Source organism: Neobacillus sp. KR4-4, assembly GCF_042136325.1.
Lineage (GTDB): Bacteria > Bacillota > Bacilli > Bacillales > Cytobacillaceae > Neobacillus.
The window spans coordinates 78704-99905 of sequence record NZ_JBHHJU010000001.1 but is presented as its reverse complement, the minus strand read 5'-3'; the positions used below and the strand labels follow the sequence as shown (position 1 = coordinate 99905).

The 21202-nt window shown below is 37.2% G+C and carries 17 protein-coding genes and 1 pseudogene; 6 read left to right on the top strand and 12 right to left on the bottom strand.

Features of this window, described 5'->3' with window-relative positions:
• Nucleotides 1-207 precede the first annotated feature (207 nt).
• Both ACE198_RS00505 and nspC read left to right on the top strand, forming a co-directional pair.
• Nucleotides 208-1446: a saccharopine dehydrogenase family protein gene (locus tag ACE198_RS00505; RefSeq protein ID WP_375374302.1), complete on the top strand. Its 1239-nt coding sequence runs from the start codon at nt 208-210 to the stop codon at nt 1444-1446.
• A 1-nt stretch (nt 1447) separates the two neighbouring features.
• On the top strand, nt 1448-2575 hold the full coding sequence (nspC, locus tag ACE198_RS00500) for a carboxynorspermidine decarboxylase (RefSeq protein WP_375374483.1): 1128 nt from the start codon (nt 1448-1450) through the stop codon (nt 2573-2575).
• Between the two features lie 81 nt (nt 2576-2656).
• Here nspC and ACE198_RS00495 read toward each other — a convergent pair whose 3' ends face one another.
• Nucleotides 2657-3589 (bottom strand): fumarylacetoacetate hydrolase family protein, encoded by a 933-nt coding sequence (locus ACE198_RS00495; RefSeq protein WP_375374301.1) that lies wholly within the window; start codon nt 3587-3589, stop codon nt 2657-2659.
• Between the two features lie 543 nt (nt 3590-4132).
• Complete coding sequence (locus ACE198_RS00490) at nt 4133-5488, bottom strand: MFS transporter (protein WP_375374300.1); 1356 nt, start codon at nt 5486-5488, stop codon at nt 4133-4135.
• A gap of 1262 nt (nt 5489-6750) precedes the next feature.
• Between ACE198_RS00490 and ACE198_RS00485 the strand changes: the two genes are divergently transcribed.
• From ACE198_RS00485 to ACE198_RS00475, 3 genes and pseudogenes are all read left to right on the top strand, one after another.
• Nucleotides 6751-7422, top strand: a complete 672-nt coding sequence (locus tag ACE198_RS00485; protein ID WP_375374299.1) for a TetR family transcriptional regulator — start codon at nt 6751-6753, stop codon at nt 7420-7422.
• 562 nt (nt 7423-7984) lie between these two features.
• Nucleotides 7985-8584: a hypothetical protein gene (locus tag ACE198_RS00480; protein ID WP_257148600.1), complete on the top strand. Its 600-nt coding sequence runs from the start codon at nt 7985-7987 to the stop codon at nt 8582-8584.
• A gap of 97 nt (nt 8585-8681) precedes the next feature.
• Nucleotides 8682-9415 (top strand): annotated as a pseudogene (locus ACE198_RS00475) (NAD(P)-dependent malic enzyme); the annotation flags it as partial.
• Between the two features lie 378 nt (nt 9416-9793).
• Here the strand turns inward: ACE198_RS00475 and ACE198_RS00470 are convergent.
• Complete coding sequence (locus ACE198_RS00470) at nt 9794-10462, bottom strand: TetR/AcrR family transcriptional regulator (RefSeq protein WP_098576064.1); 669 nt, start codon at nt 10460-10462, stop codon at nt 9794-9796.
• 295 nt (nt 10463-10757) lie between these two features.
• Between ACE198_RS00470 and ACE198_RS00465 the strand changes: the two genes are divergently transcribed.
• Entirely contained in the window at nt 10758-11114 is a 357-nt protein-coding gene (locus ACE198_RS00465) for an ATP-binding protein (protein ID WP_375374298.1), read from the top strand.
• Between the two features lie 463 nt (nt 11115-11577).
• On the opposite strand, the gene ACE198_RS00460 is transcribed toward ACE198_RS00465, so the two are convergent.
• The 9 genes from ACE198_RS00460 to ACE198_RS00420 form a co-directional block, all read right to left on the bottom strand.
• Nucleotides 11578-13533 carry an oxidoreductase gene (locus ACE198_RS00460; protein ID WP_375374297.1) on the bottom strand — a complete coding sequence of 652 codons (1956 nt, stop codon included), beginning with the start codon at nt 13531-13533 and terminating at the stop codon, nt 11578-11580.
• A gap of 32 nt (nt 13534-13565) precedes the next feature.
• On the bottom strand, nt 13566-14294 hold the full coding sequence (locus ACE198_RS00455) for a (Fe-S)-binding protein (protein ID WP_375374296.1): 729 nt from the start codon (nt 14292-14294) through the stop codon (nt 13566-13568).
• A 2-nt stretch (nt 14295-14296) separates the two neighbouring features.
• Nucleotides 14297-15580, bottom strand: a complete 1284-nt coding sequence (locus tag ACE198_RS00450; RefSeq protein ID WP_375374295.1) for a 4Fe-4S dicluster domain-containing protein — start codon at nt 15578-15580, stop codon at nt 14297-14299.
• A complete protein-coding gene (locus ACE198_RS00445; protein WP_375374294.1) occupies nt 15581-16435 on the bottom strand; it encodes an electron transfer flavoprotein subunit beta/FixA family protein in 855 nt (284 codons plus the stop codon). It lies immediately after the preceding gene.
• The gene (locus tag ACE198_RS00440) at nt 16410-17432 is read right to left on the bottom strand and encodes an electron transfer flavoprotein subunit alpha/FixB family protein (protein ID WP_375374293.1); all 1023 of its coding nucleotides are present in this window, start codon (nt 17430-17432) and stop codon (nt 16410-16412) included. Before ACE198_RS00440 ends, ACE198_RS00445 begins: the two co-directional genes overlap by 26 nt.
• Before the next feature lie 72 nt (nt 17433-17504).
• A complete protein-coding gene (locus ACE198_RS00435; protein ID WP_375374292.1) occupies nt 17505-18233 on the bottom strand; it encodes a cupin domain-containing protein in 729 nt (242 codons plus the stop codon).
• Between the two features lie 80 nt (nt 18234-18313).
• A complete protein-coding gene (locus ACE198_RS00430) occupies nt 18314-18739 on the bottom strand; it encodes a Rieske (2Fe-2S) protein (protein ID WP_257148602.1) in 426 nt (141 codons plus the stop codon).
• A 24-nt stretch (nt 18740-18763) separates the two neighbouring features.
• A complete protein-coding gene (locus tag ACE198_RS00425; RefSeq protein WP_098576070.1) occupies nt 18764-19891 on the bottom strand; it encodes an amidohydrolase family protein in 1128 nt (375 codons plus the stop codon).
• A 126-nt stretch (nt 19892-20017) separates the two neighbouring features.
• Nucleotides 20018-20938, bottom strand: a complete 921-nt coding sequence (locus tag ACE198_RS00420; RefSeq protein WP_098576071.1) for a DMT family transporter — start codon at nt 20936-20938, stop codon at nt 20018-20020.
• Between the last annotated feature and the right edge of the window lie 264 nt (nt 20939-21202).

Below are 21202 nucleotides of genomic sequence, written 5' to 3'. Positions count from 1 at the left end.
TTACTGATTTTATAAGGACCTTTATCGTAGTGGTATGATTTCTATTACGGTATACGTATGCTTTTTTAATATTGATGATTATATCTAAAGCAAGTGTTGTGCGCGGTTATGCGTTATGATTCACTTGCTTTTTTTGTTGTGAAATTTTAAGAGGAATTCAATTTCTCTCTGCATTAAAAAAAATTAACCAGTTAGGAGATTAAGAGAATGGGAAAAGCACTTATTATTGGCGCCGGCGGCGTGGCATCAGTAGCAATTCATAAATGTGTACAAAACAGTGAAGTATTTGAAGAGATTTGCATCGCGAGTCGTACAAAATCGAAATGTGATGAATTAAAAGCGAAATTAGATGGCGGTAAAACAAAAATCACGACTGCACAAGTAGATGCTGACAATGTAGATGAATTAATTGCCTTAATTAATGAAGTAAAACCAGATATCGTAATGAACCTAGCTTTACCATACCAGGACTTAACAATTATGGATGCTTGTCTTGCAACAAAGACACACTATATGGACACAGCAAACTATGAGCCAGAAGACACCGCTAAATTTGAATATAAATGGCAGTGGGAATACCGTGAGCGTTTTGAAAAAGCTGGAATCACAGCTCTTTTAGGCAGCGGCTTTGACCCTGGTGTAACAGGTGTATTCTCCGCTTACGCTCTTAAGCATTATTTTGATGAAATCGAATATATCGACATTCTTGACTGCAATGGCGGCGACCATGGCTATCCATTTGCAACAAACTTTAATCCTGAAATCAATATCCGTGAGGTTTCTGCTAACGGAAGATACTGGGAAAACGGTGAATGGGTTGAAACCGAGCCAATGGAAATTAAACGCGAATATAACTTCGCTGAAGTTGGTCAAAAGGATATGTATTTGCTATATCATGAAGAGCTTGAATCTCTTGCGCAAAATATCCCAGGGATTAAGCGTATCCGTTTCTTCATGACGTTTGGCCAAAGTTATATTACACACTTAAAAGCCCTTGAAAATGTGGGAATGATTTCTATCGAGCCAATTGAATTCGAAGGACAACAAATCATTCCACTTCAATTCTTGAAGGCTGTATTACCAGATCCAGCTTCCCTTGGTCCACGTACAGTTGGTAAAACCAACATCGGCTGTATTTTCAAAGGGAAAAAAGACGGAAAAGATAAAACCTATTATGTATACAATGTTTGTGACCACCAAGAGTGCTATAGAGAAGTCGGCTCTCAAGCCATCTCTTATACAACCGGTGTTCCTGCAATGATTGGTGCTGCAATGATTATGACTGGCAAATGGAATAAACCAGGCGTATTCAATATTGAAGAATTTGATCCAGATCCATTCATGGAAGAGTTAAACAAATGGGGCCTTCCATGGGTAGAAGATTTTAATCCTGTGCTTGTTGATGCATTGCCTGAAGAAGCAAAAGAGTTGGAGCTTGTTCGTTAAGATGCGGTTTGAAGAATTACCAACACCGTGTTATGTCGTTGATGAAGGCCTTGTGGAAAAAAATCTCAAAATCCTAAACGGTGTCATGAAACGCACAGGTGCTAAGATTGTTTTAGCGCAAAAGGCATTTTCGATGACAAAATTCTACCCTCTTATTGGGGAGTATCTAAGTGGAACAACCGCAAGCGGTTTGTACGAAGCACGACTAGGTTACGAGGAAATGGGCAAAGAGAATCATGTCTTTGCCCCTGCCTACCGTGCAGATGAAATCGATGAGATTATCTCAATTTGTGATCATATTATTTTCAATTCTTTCTCACAATTGGAGAAATTTAAAGATAAAGCACTTCAAGCTGGCAGAAAAGTTGGCTTGCGCATCAATCCGCAATGTTCTACTCAAGTAGGACATGAAATCTATGACCCTTGTTCACCAGGTTCAAGGTTCGGTGTCACGATAGAACACTTTCGTCCCGATTTGCTGGATGGTGTTTCAGGGCTGCATTTTCATACCCTTTGTCAGCAAAACTCTGATGACTTAGAAACGACACTTAGTGCAGTCGAAGAAAAGTTTGGTGAGTTTCTTCCGCAAATGGAATGGATCAACTTTGGCGGTGGTCATCATATCACAAGAGAAGATTATGACATTCCGCGGCTGGAAGCGTGCATTAAAAGAATGCAGGATAAATACGGTTTAGAGGTTTATCTTGAGCCAGGAGAAGCAATTGCTCTTAATGCTGGGTACTTAATTACCTCCGTACTTGATTTACATCAAAACGGATTAGAGATTGCGATTCTTGACACTTCTGCTACCTGCCATATGCCTGATGTCTTGGAAATGCCTTACCGTCCTCCTCTTTTTGGATCAGGAGAAGCCGGAGAAAAGCCATATACATATCGTCTTGGCGGGCAAACCTGTCTTACAGGAGATGTGATCGGCGATTATTCTTTTGACCAGCCATTAGAGAGCGGTGATCGCTTAGTTTTCGGTGATATGGCGATCTATACAATGGTCAAAAACACCACGTTTAACGGGATGCCATTACCTGCCATCGCTGTTCAAGATAAAGATGGGGATTGTCAGGTTGTGCAGCAATTTGGCTATCAAGATTTTAAAATGAGACTAGCTTAATAGAATAGTGGAAAAAGGGAGAAGTGCGAGTAATGCACTTCTCCCTTTAATTTTGCCCAGCATTCTCTTAAAAGTCCCCTATTACATTGTTGAATGCTTTTTTACTTCATTTTTTACCAATGGTAATGTCATCTGGTTTGTCAGCTCACCAAGTTTTTCTATCCTAATGGTTATTTCATCTCCTGCTGTCAGCCAATCCTGTTCATACTCCGGTAGACCAAGGATGACTCCTTCAGGTGTTCCAGTGATAATCAAATCACCTGGCTCTAGGGTTATATAGTTGGAAATATAACTAATAATCTCATCGCAATAAAAAATCATGTCAGCAGTATTGGAAGATTGCCTTACCTTACCATTTACAATCGTTTCAATTTTCAACTGGTTTGGATTGCCGACTTCCTCTGCAGTCACAAGATACGGCCCAACCGGACAAAACCCATCAATTGCTTTTCCTAATAGCCATTGATTCGTACGGAATTGAAGGTCCCTTGCGGATAAATCATTAGCATTGCAATACCCTGCCACATAATCTAGTGCACGTTCCCTTGATACATTTTTGGCTTTTTTTCCAATCACTATGCCAAGTTCTGCTTCAAAATCAACTTGCTTCGCATCTGCAGGAATCTCAACTTTCTCTTCGTGACCAGCAAGGGAATTACCATACTTGTTAAAAAGTACAGGGGTTTTTGGCGGTTCCATATTCGATTCTTCCGCATGCTTTCGATAATTGAGGCCCACACAAATAATTTTTGCACTTTTCGGTACACATGGTCCATATTGAACCTGGTCTTCTTGAATAGTGAAATCATTGTTATTCTTGTTTGAATGCACAAAGTGATGAAAAAGTTGTTTAGAGTCAGCATCTGCTTGTAACCATTGTTCTAATGATAGAGGAATATTCTGAGGCTCATTCGCCGCCTCCCAAGCCTTCACTATGTCTACAATACCGGTATCTGTTTTCACACCAAATTTAGATGGATCATTTGAATTCAATTTATAGTTTACTAGTTTCATATTGTTTAGATTACCTTTCCACTTGATTAGTTTTTTTAATTTATCTAGTTTTGTTGTTCCACATATTTACTATAGCATGGAGATTTTTAGCGAGCAAGATTAGTGTTTTGAATTTTCCGAATAATTATATTTTCTATCATCCCTGGTTCCAATGATTTAATCAAAAGATAAAATTTCGCTGTGCATAGTAAATAACTATAAAACGAACTCCTTCTGTGTAAAATTACTTGTATGGGTAAGGGATTCAATCAATAACATAATTGCCATACTAGTATCATTACTGACTTGTGAGAGAAAGTTCGTTGTAATTCCTTTAAAATGAGTAGGTTCGTTTGAAACCTCATGACACATAAAAAAACACTATCCTTTCCATCGTATTACAGAAAGAATAGCGTTTTTTTCATTTCTGGGGTATCGATTTGCGTTAGAGCGATAGGTATGTAGTGGATAGGAATGCGAATGCCAACACAAGATAGAACCAACAGAAATTTTAGGTCGTAAATTTTAAAACATTATTGGCTTTTATCCCTTGCTACTTTAAACTTATGCCTCTCTAGTAGCCTTTATTATGGTTGAATTTTCCTCATCACTATCGGTATTACTTGCATCACTAAGTGAACGTGATTTAGTTTCAGGAGCCCAAGCTAACGATACAATTGTCCCGATGATGAGAACCGCTGTAAGTGCAAGCATTGAAGGTTGAATCCCGAATTTAGAAATACTAATAGGAAGAAGAAAGGTTCCTATTGCTGACCCTATCTTGCTAACTGATGTAGCAAATCCCACTCCTGAAGAACGAAGTGATGTTGGAAAACTCTCCGGAGGAATTGAAGCAGTAAGATTACAGACTGCTGACATTATTAAGGTGAAACCGATAAATGTAATAATCATAAGGGCAGATCCTGTTGGCAAAAGGCTTAGTAAGAGTAAAGAAACGCTTAGAAAGATAAAGGATCCGTTTAAGAATGCCCTAGTAGATAATTTAATTGTTAAAAAGATGCCAAGAATTGAACCTATAAAAAGCACTCCGTTTAATAATAGGTCTGTACCAAAGTTTCCATGTAGCCCCAAGGCTTTTAATATAGATGGAAGAAAGGTATAGATTGCCCAATAAGGAACAATAATACAAAGGTAAAAAATACAGTTAAATGCTGTACGTTTTCTCATATTTTTGCTAAACAAATCAGCATAACTTGCTTTTGTTTTAACAGGTGTTTCATCATCAAGTTCGACGTTTTGTCCAATATATTTCTTTACAATTTGTCTAGCTTCTTCAATACGGCCTTGATTAACTAACCATCTTGGAGATTCGGGAGTTCCCATTCGCATGATAAAAATTATCACTGCTGGCAATGTAGCAGAAGAAAGCATCCAACGCCATGACTCAGGACCAATATGAGTTAATGAAAATCCCACGACAGTTGCAAGAACGAAGCCCAATGTCCATATAACGCTAAATGACCCGAGTATGGCTCCACGATGTTTTCTTGGCAAAATTTCCGCTAGCATTGTATGTCCTACGCTATAATCTCCTCCAAGGCCAAAACCAAGCAGTAGCCTCAAAATAAACAATTCACCTGCATTGTCAGCAAAAAATTGTAAAAAGGATGCAAGGATAATAATTATAAAGTTTAAGGAAAATACTTTTTGTCTGCCAATTAAATCCGCTATCCTTCCAAGAATTAAACTTCCTAAAAAGAGCCCAATTAAGGCCGAAGTTCCAATAAGACCGACCCAAAGCGGACTAAGGTCAAATTGAGGTGTAAGTAAAGTGAGAGCGATACCAATCAATCCTAATACGTATCCATCGGTAAAGTGTCCGCCAAATGTTAGGGCTGTCATTTTAAAGTGAAATTTATTTAGTGGAGCATCATCAAGCTTTACTATTTGTTTTGCCATATTATTGCCCCTCTCCTCTGATTTTTGTATTTAAGATGGAATTCTCAAATAATGATTTAGAAATGTTCATATTTTCATCCCCTTTTTCAAATTCAAGAAACATAGACGGTTTCATTATAATTTTGTAGAGTTGAATAATCTTAAAATATATTTTTCCATTTGTTTGATCCTTCAAGGTAAATACCTTATCCCTCCATTTTATCATTCCGATTAAAAATCCAATAAATAATGATTTTTTCTTTAGGTAATCGCTTTCAAATTTAGGAACCATGATATCATTAGTTATTTTATCAGATTACCAAATGACAAAGGCTAATCAGGAAAAATATACTTAATTAGTAAAACTTTAAATTCAAGAACTTATCTTCCAAATCGGGAAGAAAAATAATCAGCATCCAATAATCTGATCCATAAATTGATTAAAAATGTTTTTCCTCATCGTTTGTTTACAATCTATAGATTAATTTCGTTGATTTCCGGTTTTTGCTCAATCTAATTAATGTATTGGATTATTAGGTTCGACGTCAATGTGATTTAAGACCTAACCCAAATAAAAGACCTTACTACCTTTAATTTTCACTACAAGTACCCATTGCTGCTGAATTTCCGCAGATTGGATATATGATTTTAATAAAGGTAAAGCCTTTGCAATAAATATGGATTTGCCTCATTTGCACGTTGCGAATAGTGAAAACTAAAGAAAAAAATTTTTTGGTAATAGATTTCTCATTTGAATCTTCTTAATCCTTTTCATCAATAAACAAACTTATAAAAACAGCAAATCAAATTCTTCATAATCCCCTCCTTTTTTTTAATTAGTTTTAAAAAACAAATTCTCAATATGAACATGTTCACCAAATGAACATGTAATTAATAATAGTACAAAAAATAGAGAGTGTAAACTGAAAATTTGGAATTTATTTTTTTTTCTATTTTTCATTGCGAGATGTGGAGTAAAATGGAAAAGGAAGAATTATAAGTTGTACAAAAATATATAAATAATGACGGTGGCTATAATATCTAAGTGAAATCTATGGAAAAACAACCCATAATACATTAAAAAATAGGTTCTACAGTATCAATATCATGATGAAGAAGGTCTTCTAAAAACCTATACAAACTATTCTGCTCAGTTTAAACTAGACGTACTGGGCCCTTACCGTTTTAAATATAATTAAAGGGATTTTATAAGTATTTTACGTTTAAAATAAAGCGGTTACTTGTTTGATTCTTGTAAAAGGTTGATGATGGAGGGGGATTTTATGAAACGCAAAGAGATACAGATGAATCGTATGTGGAAATATTTTGTAGATGCAACAGCTCAAATAATTGAAGAAGAAGGCTTGGAAAACGTTACGATAAGAAAGATTGCGGATATTGCAGGGTATACAGCTTCAACTGTATATAACTATTTTGATGAACTGTCCCATCTAATTTTTTTCGCTTCGATGAGATTTCTTAATCCATATATTAAAGAATTATCTTTTTACATGACAACAGGAAAGAACTCGGTAGAAAAATATTTATTAAGTTGGGAATGTTTTTGTAACTACTCATTTAACAATCCGCACATTTATAACGCAATTTTTAATGCAGATTTGGGAAGTAAACCAGAAGAATTACTAAATAATTATTTCGAAGCTTATCAAAATGATTTAACAGGAGTATCTGATGAAGTAAAGCCCTTAATTTTTGAACATAACATTTCAAAAAGAAGTAAAGCGGTTTTGCAAAAAGCTGTTGAAGAGGGATATCTAGATAGTGATGATAGTGAAGAAATAAATAATATGACTATCTTAATATGGCGCGGAATGTTAACAACTGTCTTAAATAAGCGCAGAGATTATAATCCAGAAGAAGCTGCAGCGGAAACGATGAGATATGTCAGGAAGATAACAATGAATGCTTTAAAAAAACCCTTAGAATTATCTTGAGTTTTATCTCAGTTTGTTCAGTTTAAGTTGGAAAGTATTTCATATTATTAACCTTTTAGTCTAGTTTCGATGACTAAAAGGTTTTTTTTACTTTGACTGATCGTATAGAATGGTGCAAACGTAGTGCGTGGGAACGGAAAATATTTCAAATTATTATTGTGTTTAAAAATCACATATGTTAATATATTCCTAAATATGAACATGTTCATATTAAAAACATATTCATTTTTTTGGTGAAACGGATTTAGGCAGGACGATAGGAAGCGAAGGTTTTAATTGGACTTTATCATTTAGGAAGAGCATTCTTTCGAATTTATTATCCATTACAAAAAAGTTAGTTTGTAATCGCTTTCTAGTCGATTGAATAATTGCTGATTAAATATTTTTGAATGGAGAGGGAACTATGCATACTACGAAAATTATAAGCTCTGACAATTTCTCATTCACCCTTGACGGCTATTTAGCCTCCTTAGAAGACATTTTCCCCGGGTTGCATAATCAGGATCGCATAGGCATTGTAGTTCGTAGCCCCGGTGGAGCGACAGGTGCCAGCGGACTGTTGATGGCGACGATAACACACTTCTATGATTCATATAGATTAAATCTTGGAAATGAAATAGGAAAGGTACGAATTTATCCAGAGTGCTTTATATTCCATGTTGGAAAAAGTCATGGCAACCACGCAGACATGGATGTGTGGCCCCCGCATCGAGAGGTTGTGGTGGAGGATGACCCAGAGCAAATCTTAGAGGTAATTAATGATCGTGCTATAACTCGTTTAATTGTCGAAGATTCCCCTCCATTATCGGCCACGTTCCTGCGTGAGACAATCAGTAGTGCTGAAAGCCGGATTCTTAGTACCATTGCCTATTCTGCGATTGGTCGTGTCGACAAAGCTGACGTGAGTGTAACGAGTAATAGAGTAGTAGAAAATTATGTTCTCAACACGCTAAGGTTGTCGAAGGAACTTCTTGAAGAGGAGCTTGAGCATATGCTTGAGGTACGTGAAAGACTCGCTGTAAATGACCAAGTTACAGAGACTTACCGTCGAATTAATTTATCTGATGCCCTTCGTATGCTTAGCCCCAATTCAAATGCAGGATCGACTACGCGTCACACTATTTCTATTAGCGCTCCAAATGCATCGATAGTCATAACCTAAAGTTAAAAGAGATACTAAAAATTTACCCGATGCATTAACCAACTAGTTTCCTTCTTTTAAATGAATAACAGTTTATACTCATAGTTTTAGTAACTTTGTTCAAAATAGGGATGAAAAATACATTAATTATATTCCCATTTTCCATGATGATCAACATGTAACAGCTATTGTAACTGCTGCCGGATAAATCAATGCTCTTAAACTTGCTGACAAAAACATTGAAGATATACGTGTCGTATCAAACGGTGCGCAGGTGTAGCGATTGTAAAGCTCTTACTTCATATGGGGGTAAAGGATGTCATCATTTTTGATACAAGTGGGATTATATATGATGGACGTCCAGTCTGGATGAATCCATTCAAGGTAGAAATGGCCCGCATCACCAATAAAAAACAAAAACACGGGACACTAGCGGATGTATTTATTGGCGTATCAGCGGCTGGTTTAGTAACAAAAGACATGGTTCGTTCCATGAACCTTGATCCGATTATTTTTGCCATGGCTAATCCAGTACCAGAAATCATGCCAGAAAATGCAAAAGAAGCCAGAGCACTAGTTGTTGGAACAAGGCGATCTGATTACCGATTCAAATCAATAATATTTTGGAATCCCCTGGAATTTTACGTAGTGCTTTAGATGTTCATGCAAAAGAAATCAATGAAGAAATGAAGTTGGCATCTGTGTATGCGATTGCCGGATTAATCACACGATGTACTTAATCCCAATTATGTAATTCCCAATCCATTTGAACGCCGTGTATTTGCCCAATTAGCATCAGCTGTTGCTGAAGCTGCAATGGAAACGGGTGTTTCAAAAAAATGTAAATGTTGAAGAGATAAAAAAGCGTCTATTAACACTAGTTGAAGATAAATAACCTGCTTTATTAAAAATCTTAAAACTAAAGTGTACCTTAATCTATTATAACTAACTTTAAATAACAGTAAAGCGTTAGTCTGATTCATTAAGGTTTATTGAGGAGGTGGCCGTGTAAGGGTCCCTCTAACCTACTTTGACGAGATTCTACAGCTATAAATGTATATTATTGCATAAAATTCCCACTATTATTGGCAATTTTATTTCTTCATTTATAAACAGACTTCCTCCATTGACTTAACAGTTTTATCTCACCTGATTTCCATCGGTGGTTATCCCTCTATAAAGCTAATAAACTTTTCCCTATTTTCTAAACAAAACTTATTTAATAGTCAATTATAACTCTAAGGGTTTTATTAAAGAATTCATCGTTATCTTTCTGACATATCGCATCGTATCTGCTACAGCTTCTTCAGGCTTAAAATCTCGGCGATTATTTAAAACTGTTGTTAGCATCCCGCGCCATATTAATATAGTCATATTAATAATTTCTTCACACACTTCATTATCTAGATAACCTTCTTCCACAGCATTTTGCAATACTGCTTTACTTCTTTTCGTAATATTATGTTCAAAAATTAAAGGTTTTATTTCATCAGATAGTCCTGTTAAATCGTTTTGATAAGCTTCGAAATAACGTTCTAGTAGTTCCTCTGGTTTGCTACCCAAATCTGCATTGAAAATAGCGTTATAAATGTGTGGTTTGTTAAAAGAGTGGTTACAAAAACATTCCCAACTTAATAAATATTTTTCGACCGAGTTCTTCCCTGTGGTCATGTAAAAATCAAGTTCTTTAATATACGAATTAAGATATCTCATTGAAGCGAAAAAAATTAAATGGGAAAGTTCTTCAAAATAGTTATAAATAGTAGAACTTGTATAACCAGCAATTTCCGCAATTTTTCTTGCTGTAACGTTTTCCAAGCCTTCTTCTTCAATTATCTGAGCTGTTGCATCTACAAAATATTTCCACATGCGGTTCATCTGTATTTCTTTGCGTTTCATAAAATCCCCTCGCTCACCATCAACTTTTACAAGCCTCAAACAGCTACTCGCTTAAATTTAAAATTTTCACTCTTTAAAAGTACATTATTTATACAATCATTTCAATTATATTTAAATAATATTATATACGATAAGATGCTTTTTCATTTGGTAATATGCATATTAAGTCTATTGCAATAATATGAACATATACATATTATGAATATGTTTTTAAATAAATTGTAATCTTAAATTTAATTGATTGTCTGCTAAATAGATATCCAAATGGAATAGAAGCAATGTCGAATGGTGACAATTGCAAATCCTTTTACATCTTTATCATCAGGATTTACAAATCGATATTTATGATTCTAGAAAAGGCATGACACAAGAACAAATTAACCGTCTCGGTGAGCCTTATTTTACTACAAAGGAAAAAGGAACAGGTCTAGGGATGATAGTTTCCTTTAGCATTATAAAAGGAATGAACGGAAGTATCAACTTCACAAGCGAGCCTCAAAAAGGGACTTGTTTCTCTATCAGACTCCCCCTCTATCAAAAAATAGGCGAACCAAATGTGTATAAAACTTCTGAGGAAATGACCTTCAAAAGAATAGAAAGAATTTCTTCTCATCCTATTATCAAAGACGACCCAACGAAAATGTCTATCTAAGGTATTTTCCTTTGGCCGTCTTTCTAATTTGGGAATCTATACTTTTCAAATTTCCACAATATCTTCGTTGAAGAAGTCCTCCATTTAGTTAGGTTGAACGCACGTAGAATTAGTCGTGACTTGATCGACATCACTTATTAACCGATTAGGAAGTAATATTTTTTGTTCCTCCCCCTCAAATTAAATCTCTGAAAGGAGATGAAATAATTGTTTCTTTTAAGACTACGAAACAGCTCTTGGGCAAGGATTTTCAGAACCCTATTTACGGGACTAACAATATTCTTATTTTAATATTGGGTAAATAATATCCATCTAAATTATCTCTAAACCCTTTCAACTTTTGATCTATTAATATGATTAGTAACCACTTAAAATGTTAAAAATAAATAGAAGCCAGTAGTAAACGATATTTTGACAATATCGTTACGTCCTGCCTTCTTTTTTTTCCCCTCTCCATATTCCCCTACAAACTGGCTGCCAACTCCAACCCTTCAAGAATGGCTTCTTCTACGGTTCGCGGAATAAGACTGTCACCAATCCGGTGTAGATTAGGTATATGTTCTTTTAGTTGATGATAAAGGTCATTCTCTTGAAGAAGACCATAGGCTAAGACAACCGTATCAATGTTATCACGTTGGAGTTCTTGTCCCGTATAAATATTGGAAAAAGAAACCGAAGTTGTATCGACTCCGGATAGCTTGTATTGCGAAGTCATCTCAATTTCCTTTAAGAACATCTGGGTTAAAGTAAATGTTCTAACTTTCTCCTGAATAGAGTGTCCCACTTGATAACAAGAAGTAATTAATTCTACATCACAGCCTAAATCCTTTAAATAGAGAGCAACTCCAACCCCTGTCATATCCCCTTTCCAATCGGCAACCACTACTTTTTTTCCAGCTTCCTTGCGACGTGTTAGAATATCCCAGGCAGTTACAACATGTGGAAAATCCATCCCTTTCACATGTGGGATATACGGATTAGCGCCTGTCGCAATGATGACCTCATCCGGCTTCATATCGAGAACCATTTCTTTTGTTACTTCCGTATTTAAACGGACTTGAACACGGTAGTGATCCAAATCACGCTTCAAATTGGATACTAGTTCCCCAAATTCTTCTCTACCTGGAATTTTACGGGCCATTTTGACTTGTCCGCCCAATTCATCGCTCTTCTCCAACAGTGTCACTTGATGACCACGTTCTGCAGCAATTACTGCTGCTTTCATTCCAGCAGGCCCTCCACCTACCACCACGACATGCTTCATTTTCTCCGCTTTCGGCATTTCAGCGTATTGAAGCTCCCGCCCGGTAACAGGATTTTGCAGACAGCTAATTGGAATATCTAATTGCATATGCCCAATACAAGCCTGATTACAGCCAATACAAACCCGAATGCGTTCTAATTCCCCACGGAAAGCCTTATTAGGCATGTGTGGGTCGCAAATCATGGCCCGCGTCATACCAACCATATCGGCTTGTCCATTAGCAAGTACATTCTCTGCAATAACTGGATCATTAATTCGGCCCGCAACAAAAATTGGTACGGATACTTGCTCACGGATTTTAGCTGCATGAGAAGCAAAATGGGCAGGCGGAACCGGTGCAGGAGGCACAATAAAAGCTGAACTGGCATATGTAGCCGAGCTCCCTCCGGTTAAATTGAAATAATCAAGACCTCCAATATGTTTATCGATATACTGCAAAATTTCTTGTATTTCTCCATACTCTGCCCCTTCATCTTCTAAATCATCAACACTGAGACGTAATCCGACAACAAAGTCTGATCCGACTTTCTCACGAACAGTTTCCACAATTTCTTTTAGGAAACGCAGCCGATTTTCGATAGATTGCCCACCATACTCATCTTTTCTCAAGTTCAAACGAGGCGACCAAAATTGGCTTGGCAAATAGCCATGAGAAGCGACGATCTCTACACCATCTAGTCCACCAGTCTTTACCCTTACTGCTGTATCTGCATATCCTTTAATAATGTCTATGATTTCTTCTCGCTCGAGCTCTTTTGGAATAATACGAAAGCGATCTGCCGGAACAGCAGATGGTGCTACCGCTACCGATGTTCCTGAAGGGAACACCTCTCTTCCTGGATGAAAGAGCTGTACAAACATTTTCGTATCGTACTGGTGAACCGCCTCTGCCAGTTTTTTATAATACGGAATAACTTCATCTTTAAACGCACAGATTGTATCCGCTGTAAAAAAGGCAGTTGGATGGACAGCGTTCGCTTCTACGATAATTAATCCCGCTCCCCCTTTGGCTCTTTCTTTATGATAAGCAATTAAGCGGTCCGTAGGGATTCCGTTTTCCACATAGGAAGTCATATGACCAGTACTTAAAATCCTATTTTTAATCCAAATAGAGCCAATTTTCTTTGGTGTAAACAAATATTTAAATGTTGTCACGTTCTATCGTCTCCCCTTCATTCACTACCACTTTAAACCAATGAATTCACCACTTCAGCAATATCCCTTGTAGCCATATTTGTACCTTTTGTCTGATTCAGGGAATCAATTGCCTCTTCCATCATGACAAGGCAAAACGGGCAAGCAGTCATCGTTGTGCAAGCACCCGTTTTGACAGCTTCTTCTCCCCGAAGGGAATTAATTTTCTCCCCGCGCTTGATAGTCTCAAACATTGCTCCGCCACCCGCTCCACAACAGAAAGATTGTTCCTTATTTCGTTCCATTTCTACAATTTCATAGCCTAGCATTTCTAAAATATCCCTCGGTGCTTCAAAGATTCCATTTTGACGTCCTAGGTAGCAAGGATCATGGTATGTCACAATTTCCCGTTCTTGTTTTTCAGGAATTTTTAAACGTCCGCTTCGGATGAGATTATAAATATATGTGGTATAATGCGTGACCTCAAAATTACCGCCAAGGGCAGGATATTCATTTTGGAACATATTAAAACAGTGTGGACAAGTGGTGACAATAGATTTCACTTCATGCTCTTTGAGTGTTTTGATATTGTGCTGAGCCAATTCCTGAAATAAGTTTTCATCCCCCATTCGGCGAGCTATTTCCCCTGTACAACGTTCCTTTGTTCCTAAAATTGCATAATCCACATTGGCTTTTTTCATAATTTCACTAAATGCTCGAGCGATACCTTGAAGCTTTGGATCATAAGCCGCGGCACAACCTACCCAAAATAATACTTCCATCGTTAAGCCCCCTCTTTCTGATTCTCTTCGTTGTTTTCATTAATGTCTAAAACTGGAACATTGAGTCCTCTACTCCAGTCCCCCCGTTCGGACCAGGGTTTTCCGAAAACATTATGCTGTTCTTCTAATTTAATTAAAGTGTTCTCTGCTTCTTCTTCGATTACTTGACTCTGAATAAGTCCCCGGCGCATGGATAAAATTAAATCAACATGATTGATGGAAACCGGACACGCTTCGACACAAGCACTACAGGTTGTACAAGATTGCAACTCTTCTGGCGCAATGAACGCGGCAACCTCTAGGTCTGTATGCATATTATCACGAATCTTCGTTACAATTGAACGAGGTGCCAGCGGTTTGCCGCTGTTATGGGCAGGGCATTGGCTGTCACACCGACCGCATTCTGTACATGCATCCGTACTGAACAGTTGCCAGTTCGTAAAATCAGTGATGGTATTAACACCTTGTATTTTCATAGATTCATATCGCTGCGCTTCTGTCATTTCCATTAAGTTATAAGGAGTGCTAACTTTCCCCGTACGTTTCACAGGCTGAAAAAGAATGTTGATTGGAGCCGTAATTACATGAAATAATTTAGTATAAGGAATGATAGCCACTAGGATAAATGCTAAGATAGCATGGCTTAGCCACCAAATCTGATAATATTTCAAACTGAAGAGCGCATGATCCTGAAATAAAACCGACAGCCCATGACCCACAGGTGACCAAACAGAATGGGACACTTGCGTCTCAGCAAGTCGAATTCCTTCCATTATATATCCGCCAATACCAATCAAAAATAATAGCAGAAGGAAAGCTTGATCAGCCAAACCATTTCTCAACCTCGGCCGTTTCTTTCTAGCTCTAACCACCATAGCTAACAATAAACCGATAAGGAACAGAACACCAAAAACATCTAAAACCAATTCATAGATACGATAAAAATTTCCGCGAAGCAATGGAATTTTAAAATCATAATCAATGACAACAAGAACGGTACCGATGAATAAGATCACAAACCCGTAGCTTGTAAAACGGTGCATAAATCCATACAATCGGTCTCTTTTTATCTTTTTTTGCTCAACAACCATTTTAAAGAAGTAATCAAAATTGGTTTTCACATCATCCCAGCTTATTTTCTCTTTGACTCCCTTTTTCCATAAACGATACCGCCGATAAAAGCCATAAATGAAAATGCCCATTGCGATAGCTGCTAGAACATAAAGCATAATCTTGTAATCAGAGGATATTGCCCAAAAGGTGTCTCTTTGCACGGTCTGCATCATTTACTCCTCCTTTAACCATTTTTGTAACTTCTGTGAAATAAAATGAATGTTTCGATCAGTAATTTCGGAAGCTACTTTTTCCCCGGTATTTTCAGTCCTCTCACGATTAAGCCCCATAATTTGAAGAAGACGAAGTTCTGGAGTTAAATGGTCATCCGGAATACCAAAATAACGAATATTCGGTTTTGGTTCAGACACCTTTATGACTTTAACCTTTGAATGATTCGATGGACCTTTTTGTATCTGCTGCCGAGCTTTCTTTTGGTTTGCCATCGAACGGGAGTAACGAGGGATATAGCGCTTTCTACCTAATGAGCTGACCACCCCGATTAAAGCAGGCAACCGAATTTCATAAGTTTGGACGATACCTCTTCCTTCGCCTCGTTTTACTCTCCAAACACGATCGTCTATGACTTCAATATGCTGGATATTGGTTATGGATGGAATTCCCAACGATTCAGCTATCATAAAAGGTGTGACTCCTAAATTCTCATCTTCGCTTACAGAGCCGCTTATAATTACATCAAATAATCCAGATTTGCCTTTTAATTCACTCGCCAATATTCTTGCTGCTTCATTGCGATTTTCACGTAAACCGGGCTGCTGAATGATTAGACATTCATCTAAATTATATTTTAGTAGGCTATTCTCATCGACACTTATATCTGGATCGGTCGCCAACAAAACAGTGATTACCGCACCATATTTCTTTTTATAATCACACGCCCACTGCAGGGCATGGAGATCAGCTGAATTAAAAGTATTACTTATAAAGGAAAATCGCTGCTTTTGATAATCCCATTGAATTGAATTGGAGTCCATTACAGGTTTAACCAATATGCAAATGTTTAACATTGACTTCACCCTGCCTTTCAGCTTGAAGAGATTCTATAAGTCTTGGTACGACTTCTTCGTAATCACCAACAATTCCAATGTCACAGCGCTGAAAAATTGCGGCAGATGGATCATTGTTAATCGCAATAACATGTTTTACTCCTTTAATCCCTTCAAGATGCTGGGAAGAACCCGAAATTCCAATCGCAATGTAAATATCAGAATCAATCGTCGAACCACTAGCTCCAATACGCTTTTCTCGTGGAATTAATCCTAATTCATCGGCGACTTTACTGCCTCCAATGGGTGCATTCAAAATTTCAGCCAATTGTAAAATGGAGTCAATGGTATTTCCGTTGTTCACGCCACGTCCAATTCCAATTACTACTCTAGCTTCCGTTATTTTCAACTCTTTCCAATCTACCTGTTCCTCTAAAAGAAACTGAATTGGGCTGAGGATATGTGGTTCTATATCAATCTCCTGCACGAAGTTTGGCTTTCCATACTGCTCCGTTCCGTACAAGATGGAATTCTCCAATGTCAAGTATTGCTGTTTTTCATCTAAAAAAGTAACAAATTCATGTGCTTTTTCCTTATAAATTTCCCGTTTAACAAGTAACGATGAGGCCTCGGTTTTATCCCAAGTTACTTCTATTGCATTCGTAATGATAGATCCCTCATACCGAGTAGAGGCACGTACAGCAATTTCATGATACAGTGGATGAGAAGAAAATAAGTATATTCCTTTTTGATCACTTATAGTTGCTCTAATTTTCCTAAAAGCTTGAATATGGTAATCTGCTATTTTCCATTTTTTTATATCTAATTTGACATGGTACACTTCATCAAAGGGAAGCCGTTTCAGTTCATCGGATTGAATGCCAGTATGTACGATAATCGCTATCATTTTTGTCTTTTCAGTACGGATTTTTTTTGCCCATTCTATCATTCCCCATGTTTCTTTCGTGAACGATAACCCGTTTTTAACAGGGAGATAGCAAAATACGTTAGACTCCATCTTAGTCTTCCACCTCACTTATTTTATTGCCTGATATAGTCTTTCGACTATATCAGGCAATCTTGGAATCTATTACTTCAATAATCTCCAGTTTACAGGATATAAAGTAAAGTAAAATTCTACTTCTTCATCTGTCCCATACGTAATTTCCGCTCCGTCTTTCATAAAGTAAATGTCACCCTGATTCGCTTCAATCTTTTCTCCATTATGAGTAATGTACATGCTGCCTTTGGAGACATAGATCATTTCATCATATTTAATTTGCCAATCGAAGTTACCATTTTTCATGCGACAAACCCCACCACCAAGTGTAGTAGAGATCGGATTGATGACTGAGGCAATTTCTTGTACCTCCGCTTCAATTCCAAGTGGATTGAACTTAATTTCTGATCCTTTGATTAAGGTAACCAAGCTCTCACCATTATTCTCATATTGAACATCTTGCTTTACTTCTTTCCAATTCACAGGATAGGTTGAAAAAACAAATTCCACTTCTTCATCTGTCCCATAAGTAATAACGGCGCCTTCTTTCATGAAATAAATATCGCCTTGCTTTGCTTCAATCTTTTCTCCGTTATGGCCAATATACATGCTGCCTGATTGAACGAAAATGACTTCATCATATTTAATCTGCCAATCGAAGTTGCATTCCTTCATTCGGCAAATACCCCCACCCATCGTTGTGGATAATGGATTTACAGCCAATGCCATTTCCTGTACTTCTGCATCAAGACCTAATGGGCTGAATTCAATTTCATCCGCCTTCAGCAAGGTTACTAAGCTTTTTACTGTATTTGTCATTTCTGTTCCTCCTCAACTTGTTTGAGTTCAATTTTGTATTGATGTATAATAAATATTGGTTAGGTATCAGCCTAAAAAATTTAGTGTGAACAACGGAAATTTTTTAGGCTGATGCTTTTTGGTTCTCTTTTAAGCATTAATACGATAGATCCTTGATCTTCTTGAATTTCGTAGCTTCCGATTGAAACCTTATCTGGATTAAACAAAGACTTACCTGTGTTCATATCAAACTCCCAACCGTGTAAAGGACATCTAACAATTTGATTATCGCAACCGTAAATAAATTCACCAGGATTCGAAGGAAGCATTGCTCCACTGATAGACCCGTAAATCATCTCCACACCTTGATGGGGACAACGGTTTCGGAAGGCATATAGTTGCCCATTAACATTGACCATCGCAATTTCTATTCCATCTATCTCGACTAATATTCGTTCCCCTGCCTTTAAATCCTCAGTAGAACAAACGATGACTCTATTTAACTTGCTTTCTTTCATTGTCTCCATTATTTTGCCTCCCCACATACTCTTTTACAGCCTGTAAGAATTTTTTGCATTTTCATAAAAAATTTTGTGCTTTAACTCTTCTGGAAAATGTAAGAATGCCCGGTCACTTTCATCACCATCCCAATGTGGGTAATCACTTGCAAATAAAAGCATATCTTCCATTTTCGCCATACAAATCAAATCTACAATGTCTTTTGGACGGAATGTCTCTTCAATTGGTTGAGTACCTAAACGGACATTTCTTCGGATATACTCGCTTGGTAGTTCCTTAACCCAAGGAATTTCACTTCGAAGAGCTTTCCAATTTTTATCTAATCTCCACATAAGGGATGGCATCCAAGAAAATCCATATTCGATAAAATTAAATTTTAGATTTGGAAATTTCTCAAATACTCCTTCACAAGCGAGACTCATAATTTGTCTTTGGGCTATGAGAGATAAGGTAGTATGCCACTCTGCATAGGTCGAAGCCGGTCCGACCGCACCAGGGGGAGAATACTCCGATGTCCCTTCACAGTCAGGATGTAAAACAATTGGAAGGTTATATTCTTGTGCTACTTCATAAAGCGGCCAAAAATGGCGTTTCCCTAATGGGATGTTGATACACTGAAGGTTAATGCCTACAATCCCAGGTTTGTGCCCAATACGTTGAATTTCCTTTATAGCCAAATCTGGGGCAACCGGAGTAGCAGACATCGTCATTTTAAAGCGCGAATCACTTTCTACCCATCGATTATATAGCCAATCATTGGATGCAGATGTGTAACCTGCTGCAATTTCTACATTGTGATAACCTGCCATTGTTCCATGGCCAATATTTAAGATTCCATATTTGTGATTATGGCGATCAAATAAATCCTTCACAACGAAATCGGGTTCAGAACCGGGAATCCCCCCCTGTGGAGTAATTGCATCTAAACGAAGAACATGGTTAGGATTAGCGTACCTTGCTTTCGGAAAAGTAAAGGATCCCGCGTTCATGTTGGACAGCATATTTTTCTCAAATTTCCCTAAATTCATATGTCTTTGAACCCCTTCTTCCATATACGGAATGAGTTCATCGAAATTATCCAAGTATGGGTGCACATCGCAGTCAATTATAGTTCTTGTATTTTTCTTGAGTTCTTCCTGTTCCTTTAAGCTCACTTGCATTTATAAAACACTCCTTCTATATTTTTTGGAAGGTAATTAAAATAGTAAAAGTCCAGATAATTTATAAGTAATTTTAAATCCAATCCAATAGATTTCTTCTCAGATTAGTACTAGATCATGATATTTTTATGTTTTCTGATTCTCAGACGGAATATTAACAAAGGCATCCATATTTTTGTTCTTTACAAAGGGTATCACCGTACCAAATATAATAAGGGTTCCACCAATGAAAAATTTCACATCTAAGGATTCACCTAAATAAATCCAACCTAAAAGGATCCCTACAACAGGTGTAAAAAATTGGAACATCGCACCGGTTCCAGCTTCTATTAATTCAATTCCTTTATTCCAAAGGTAAAAAGCACAAGCTGTCGCCACTACACCAATATAAAGCGTGCCCATCCAAATGGATTTGTTTTGAAAAAGCTCAAAAGTATGTCTATTGGATTCCCAAAGCATCAAAGGAGTTGTCATTATTAACGCTGAACCTAAGCCAGAGATTGTAACCAAAAGAGCTGAATATTTCAACATTGCTCTTTTAACATAGACACAATATATTCCCCAGTTTAGGGTTCCTAAAAGAAGTATAAGATTCCCCGACATGTGTAGGACCCCATCAGGATCCATTCCAATCACAAGTGATACCCCACAAAACGTAATAATGATTGACACTACTTTTTTCTTCGACAAAGACTCTTTCAAAACCCAAGCGGCAATAACTACGGTGAACAGTGGAGCAATAGAAGCAATTAGGCTTGCCATATGAGCGGTGGATAGATGAGTGCCTACGAAAGCCAATCCATTTGCCAAAAAATAGCCTATAAAACCTAGAAAAACAAGCAAACCCCAATCTGAGCGACGAATCTTTTCTTTTTTTGTAAACAGAAAAACAACCAATAAAATGATAAAAGCCAGCGCATATCGGGTCCATAATAATGTAAAAGCCGGTATATAATTTAGAACAAATTTTCCTACTACATACATGCCTCCCCATAAACACGCAGCAGTAAATAAGCATAAACTTCCCAATAAAGGCTTGCTATTCATGGATTAATCTCTCACCTTTTTATGAAATAGGCATATTCCAACTCTCCAGATCATCCGAAAACACTTTCATTTTAACGAATGTTTACATCCTTGCTAATTTTTTGCTTCTGTTTTCCAATCGAGCTGGTCTCTTTCTGAGATAGCCCCATAGTTTCTGGAGCCTAAGCGGAAATAAATAAAGCTAGCAAAAGACTCCAGACATCACGGAAGTATCATGAATATTTCTAAGTCAACCTTAGTTATCAGCACAGAATTTTTTCGACT

What these genes read in the sequence shown, in the direction of transcription:
- ACE198_RS00505 (WP_375374302.1), top strand. Translation starts at nt 208, where the DNA reads ATGGGAAAAGCACTTATTATTGGCGCCGGCGGCGTGGCATCAGTAGCA.
- nspC (WP_375374483.1), top strand. Translation starts at nt 1,448, where the DNA reads ATGCGGTTTGAAGAATTACCAACACCGTGTTATGTCGTTGATGAAGGC.
- ACE198_RS00495 (WP_375374301.1), bottom strand. Translation starts at nt 3,589, where the DNA reads ATGAAACTAGTAAACTATAAATTGAATTCAAATGATCCATCTAAATTT.
- ACE198_RS00490 (WP_375374300.1), bottom strand. Translation starts at nt 5,488, where the DNA reads ATGGCAAAACAAATAGTAAAGCTTGATGATGCTCCACTAAATAAATTT.
- ACE198_RS00485 (WP_375374299.1), top strand. Translation starts at nt 6,751, where the DNA reads ATGAAACGCAAAGAGATACAGATGAATCGTATGTGGAAATATTTTGTA.
- ACE198_RS00480 (WP_257148600.1), top strand. Translation starts at nt 7,985, where the DNA reads ATGGCGACGATAACACACTTCTATGATTCATATAGATTAAATCTTGGA.
- ACE198_RS00470 (WP_098576064.1), bottom strand. Translation starts at nt 10,462, where the DNA reads ATGAAACGCAAAGAAATACAGATGAACCGCATGTGGAAATATTTTGTA.
- ACE198_RS00455 (WP_375374296.1), bottom strand. Translation starts at nt 14,294, where the DNA reads ATGGAAGTATTATTTTGGGTAGGTTGTGCCGCGGCTTATGATCCAAAG.
- ACE198_RS00450 (WP_375374295.1), bottom strand. Translation starts at nt 15,580, where the DNA reads ATGATGCAGACCGTGCAAAGAGACACCTTTTGGGCAATATCCTCTGAT.
- ACE198_RS00445 (WP_375374294.1), bottom strand. Translation starts at nt 16,435, where the DNA reads ATGTTAAACATTTGCATATTGGTTAAACCTGTAATGGACTCCAATTCA.
- ACE198_RS00440 (WP_375374293.1), bottom strand. Translation starts at nt 17,432, where the DNA reads ATGGAGTCTAACGTATTTTGCTATCTCCCTGTTAAAAACGGGTTATCG.
- ACE198_RS00435 (WP_375374292.1), bottom strand. Translation starts at nt 18,233, where the DNA reads ATGACAAATACAGTAAAAAGCTTAGTAACCTTGCTGAAGGCGGATGAA.
- ACE198_RS00430 (WP_257148602.1), bottom strand. Translation starts at nt 18,739, where the DNA reads ATGGAGACAATGAAAGAAAGCAAGTTAAATAGAGTCATCGTTTGTTCT.
- ACE198_RS00425 (WP_098576070.1), bottom strand. Translation starts at nt 19,891, where the DNA reads ATGCAAGTGAGCTTAAAGGAACAGGAAGAACTCAAGAAAAATACAAGA.
- ACE198_RS00420 (WP_098576071.1), bottom strand. Translation starts at nt 20,938, where the DNA reads ATGAATAGCAAGCCTTTATTGGGAAGTTTATGCTTATTTACTGCTGCG.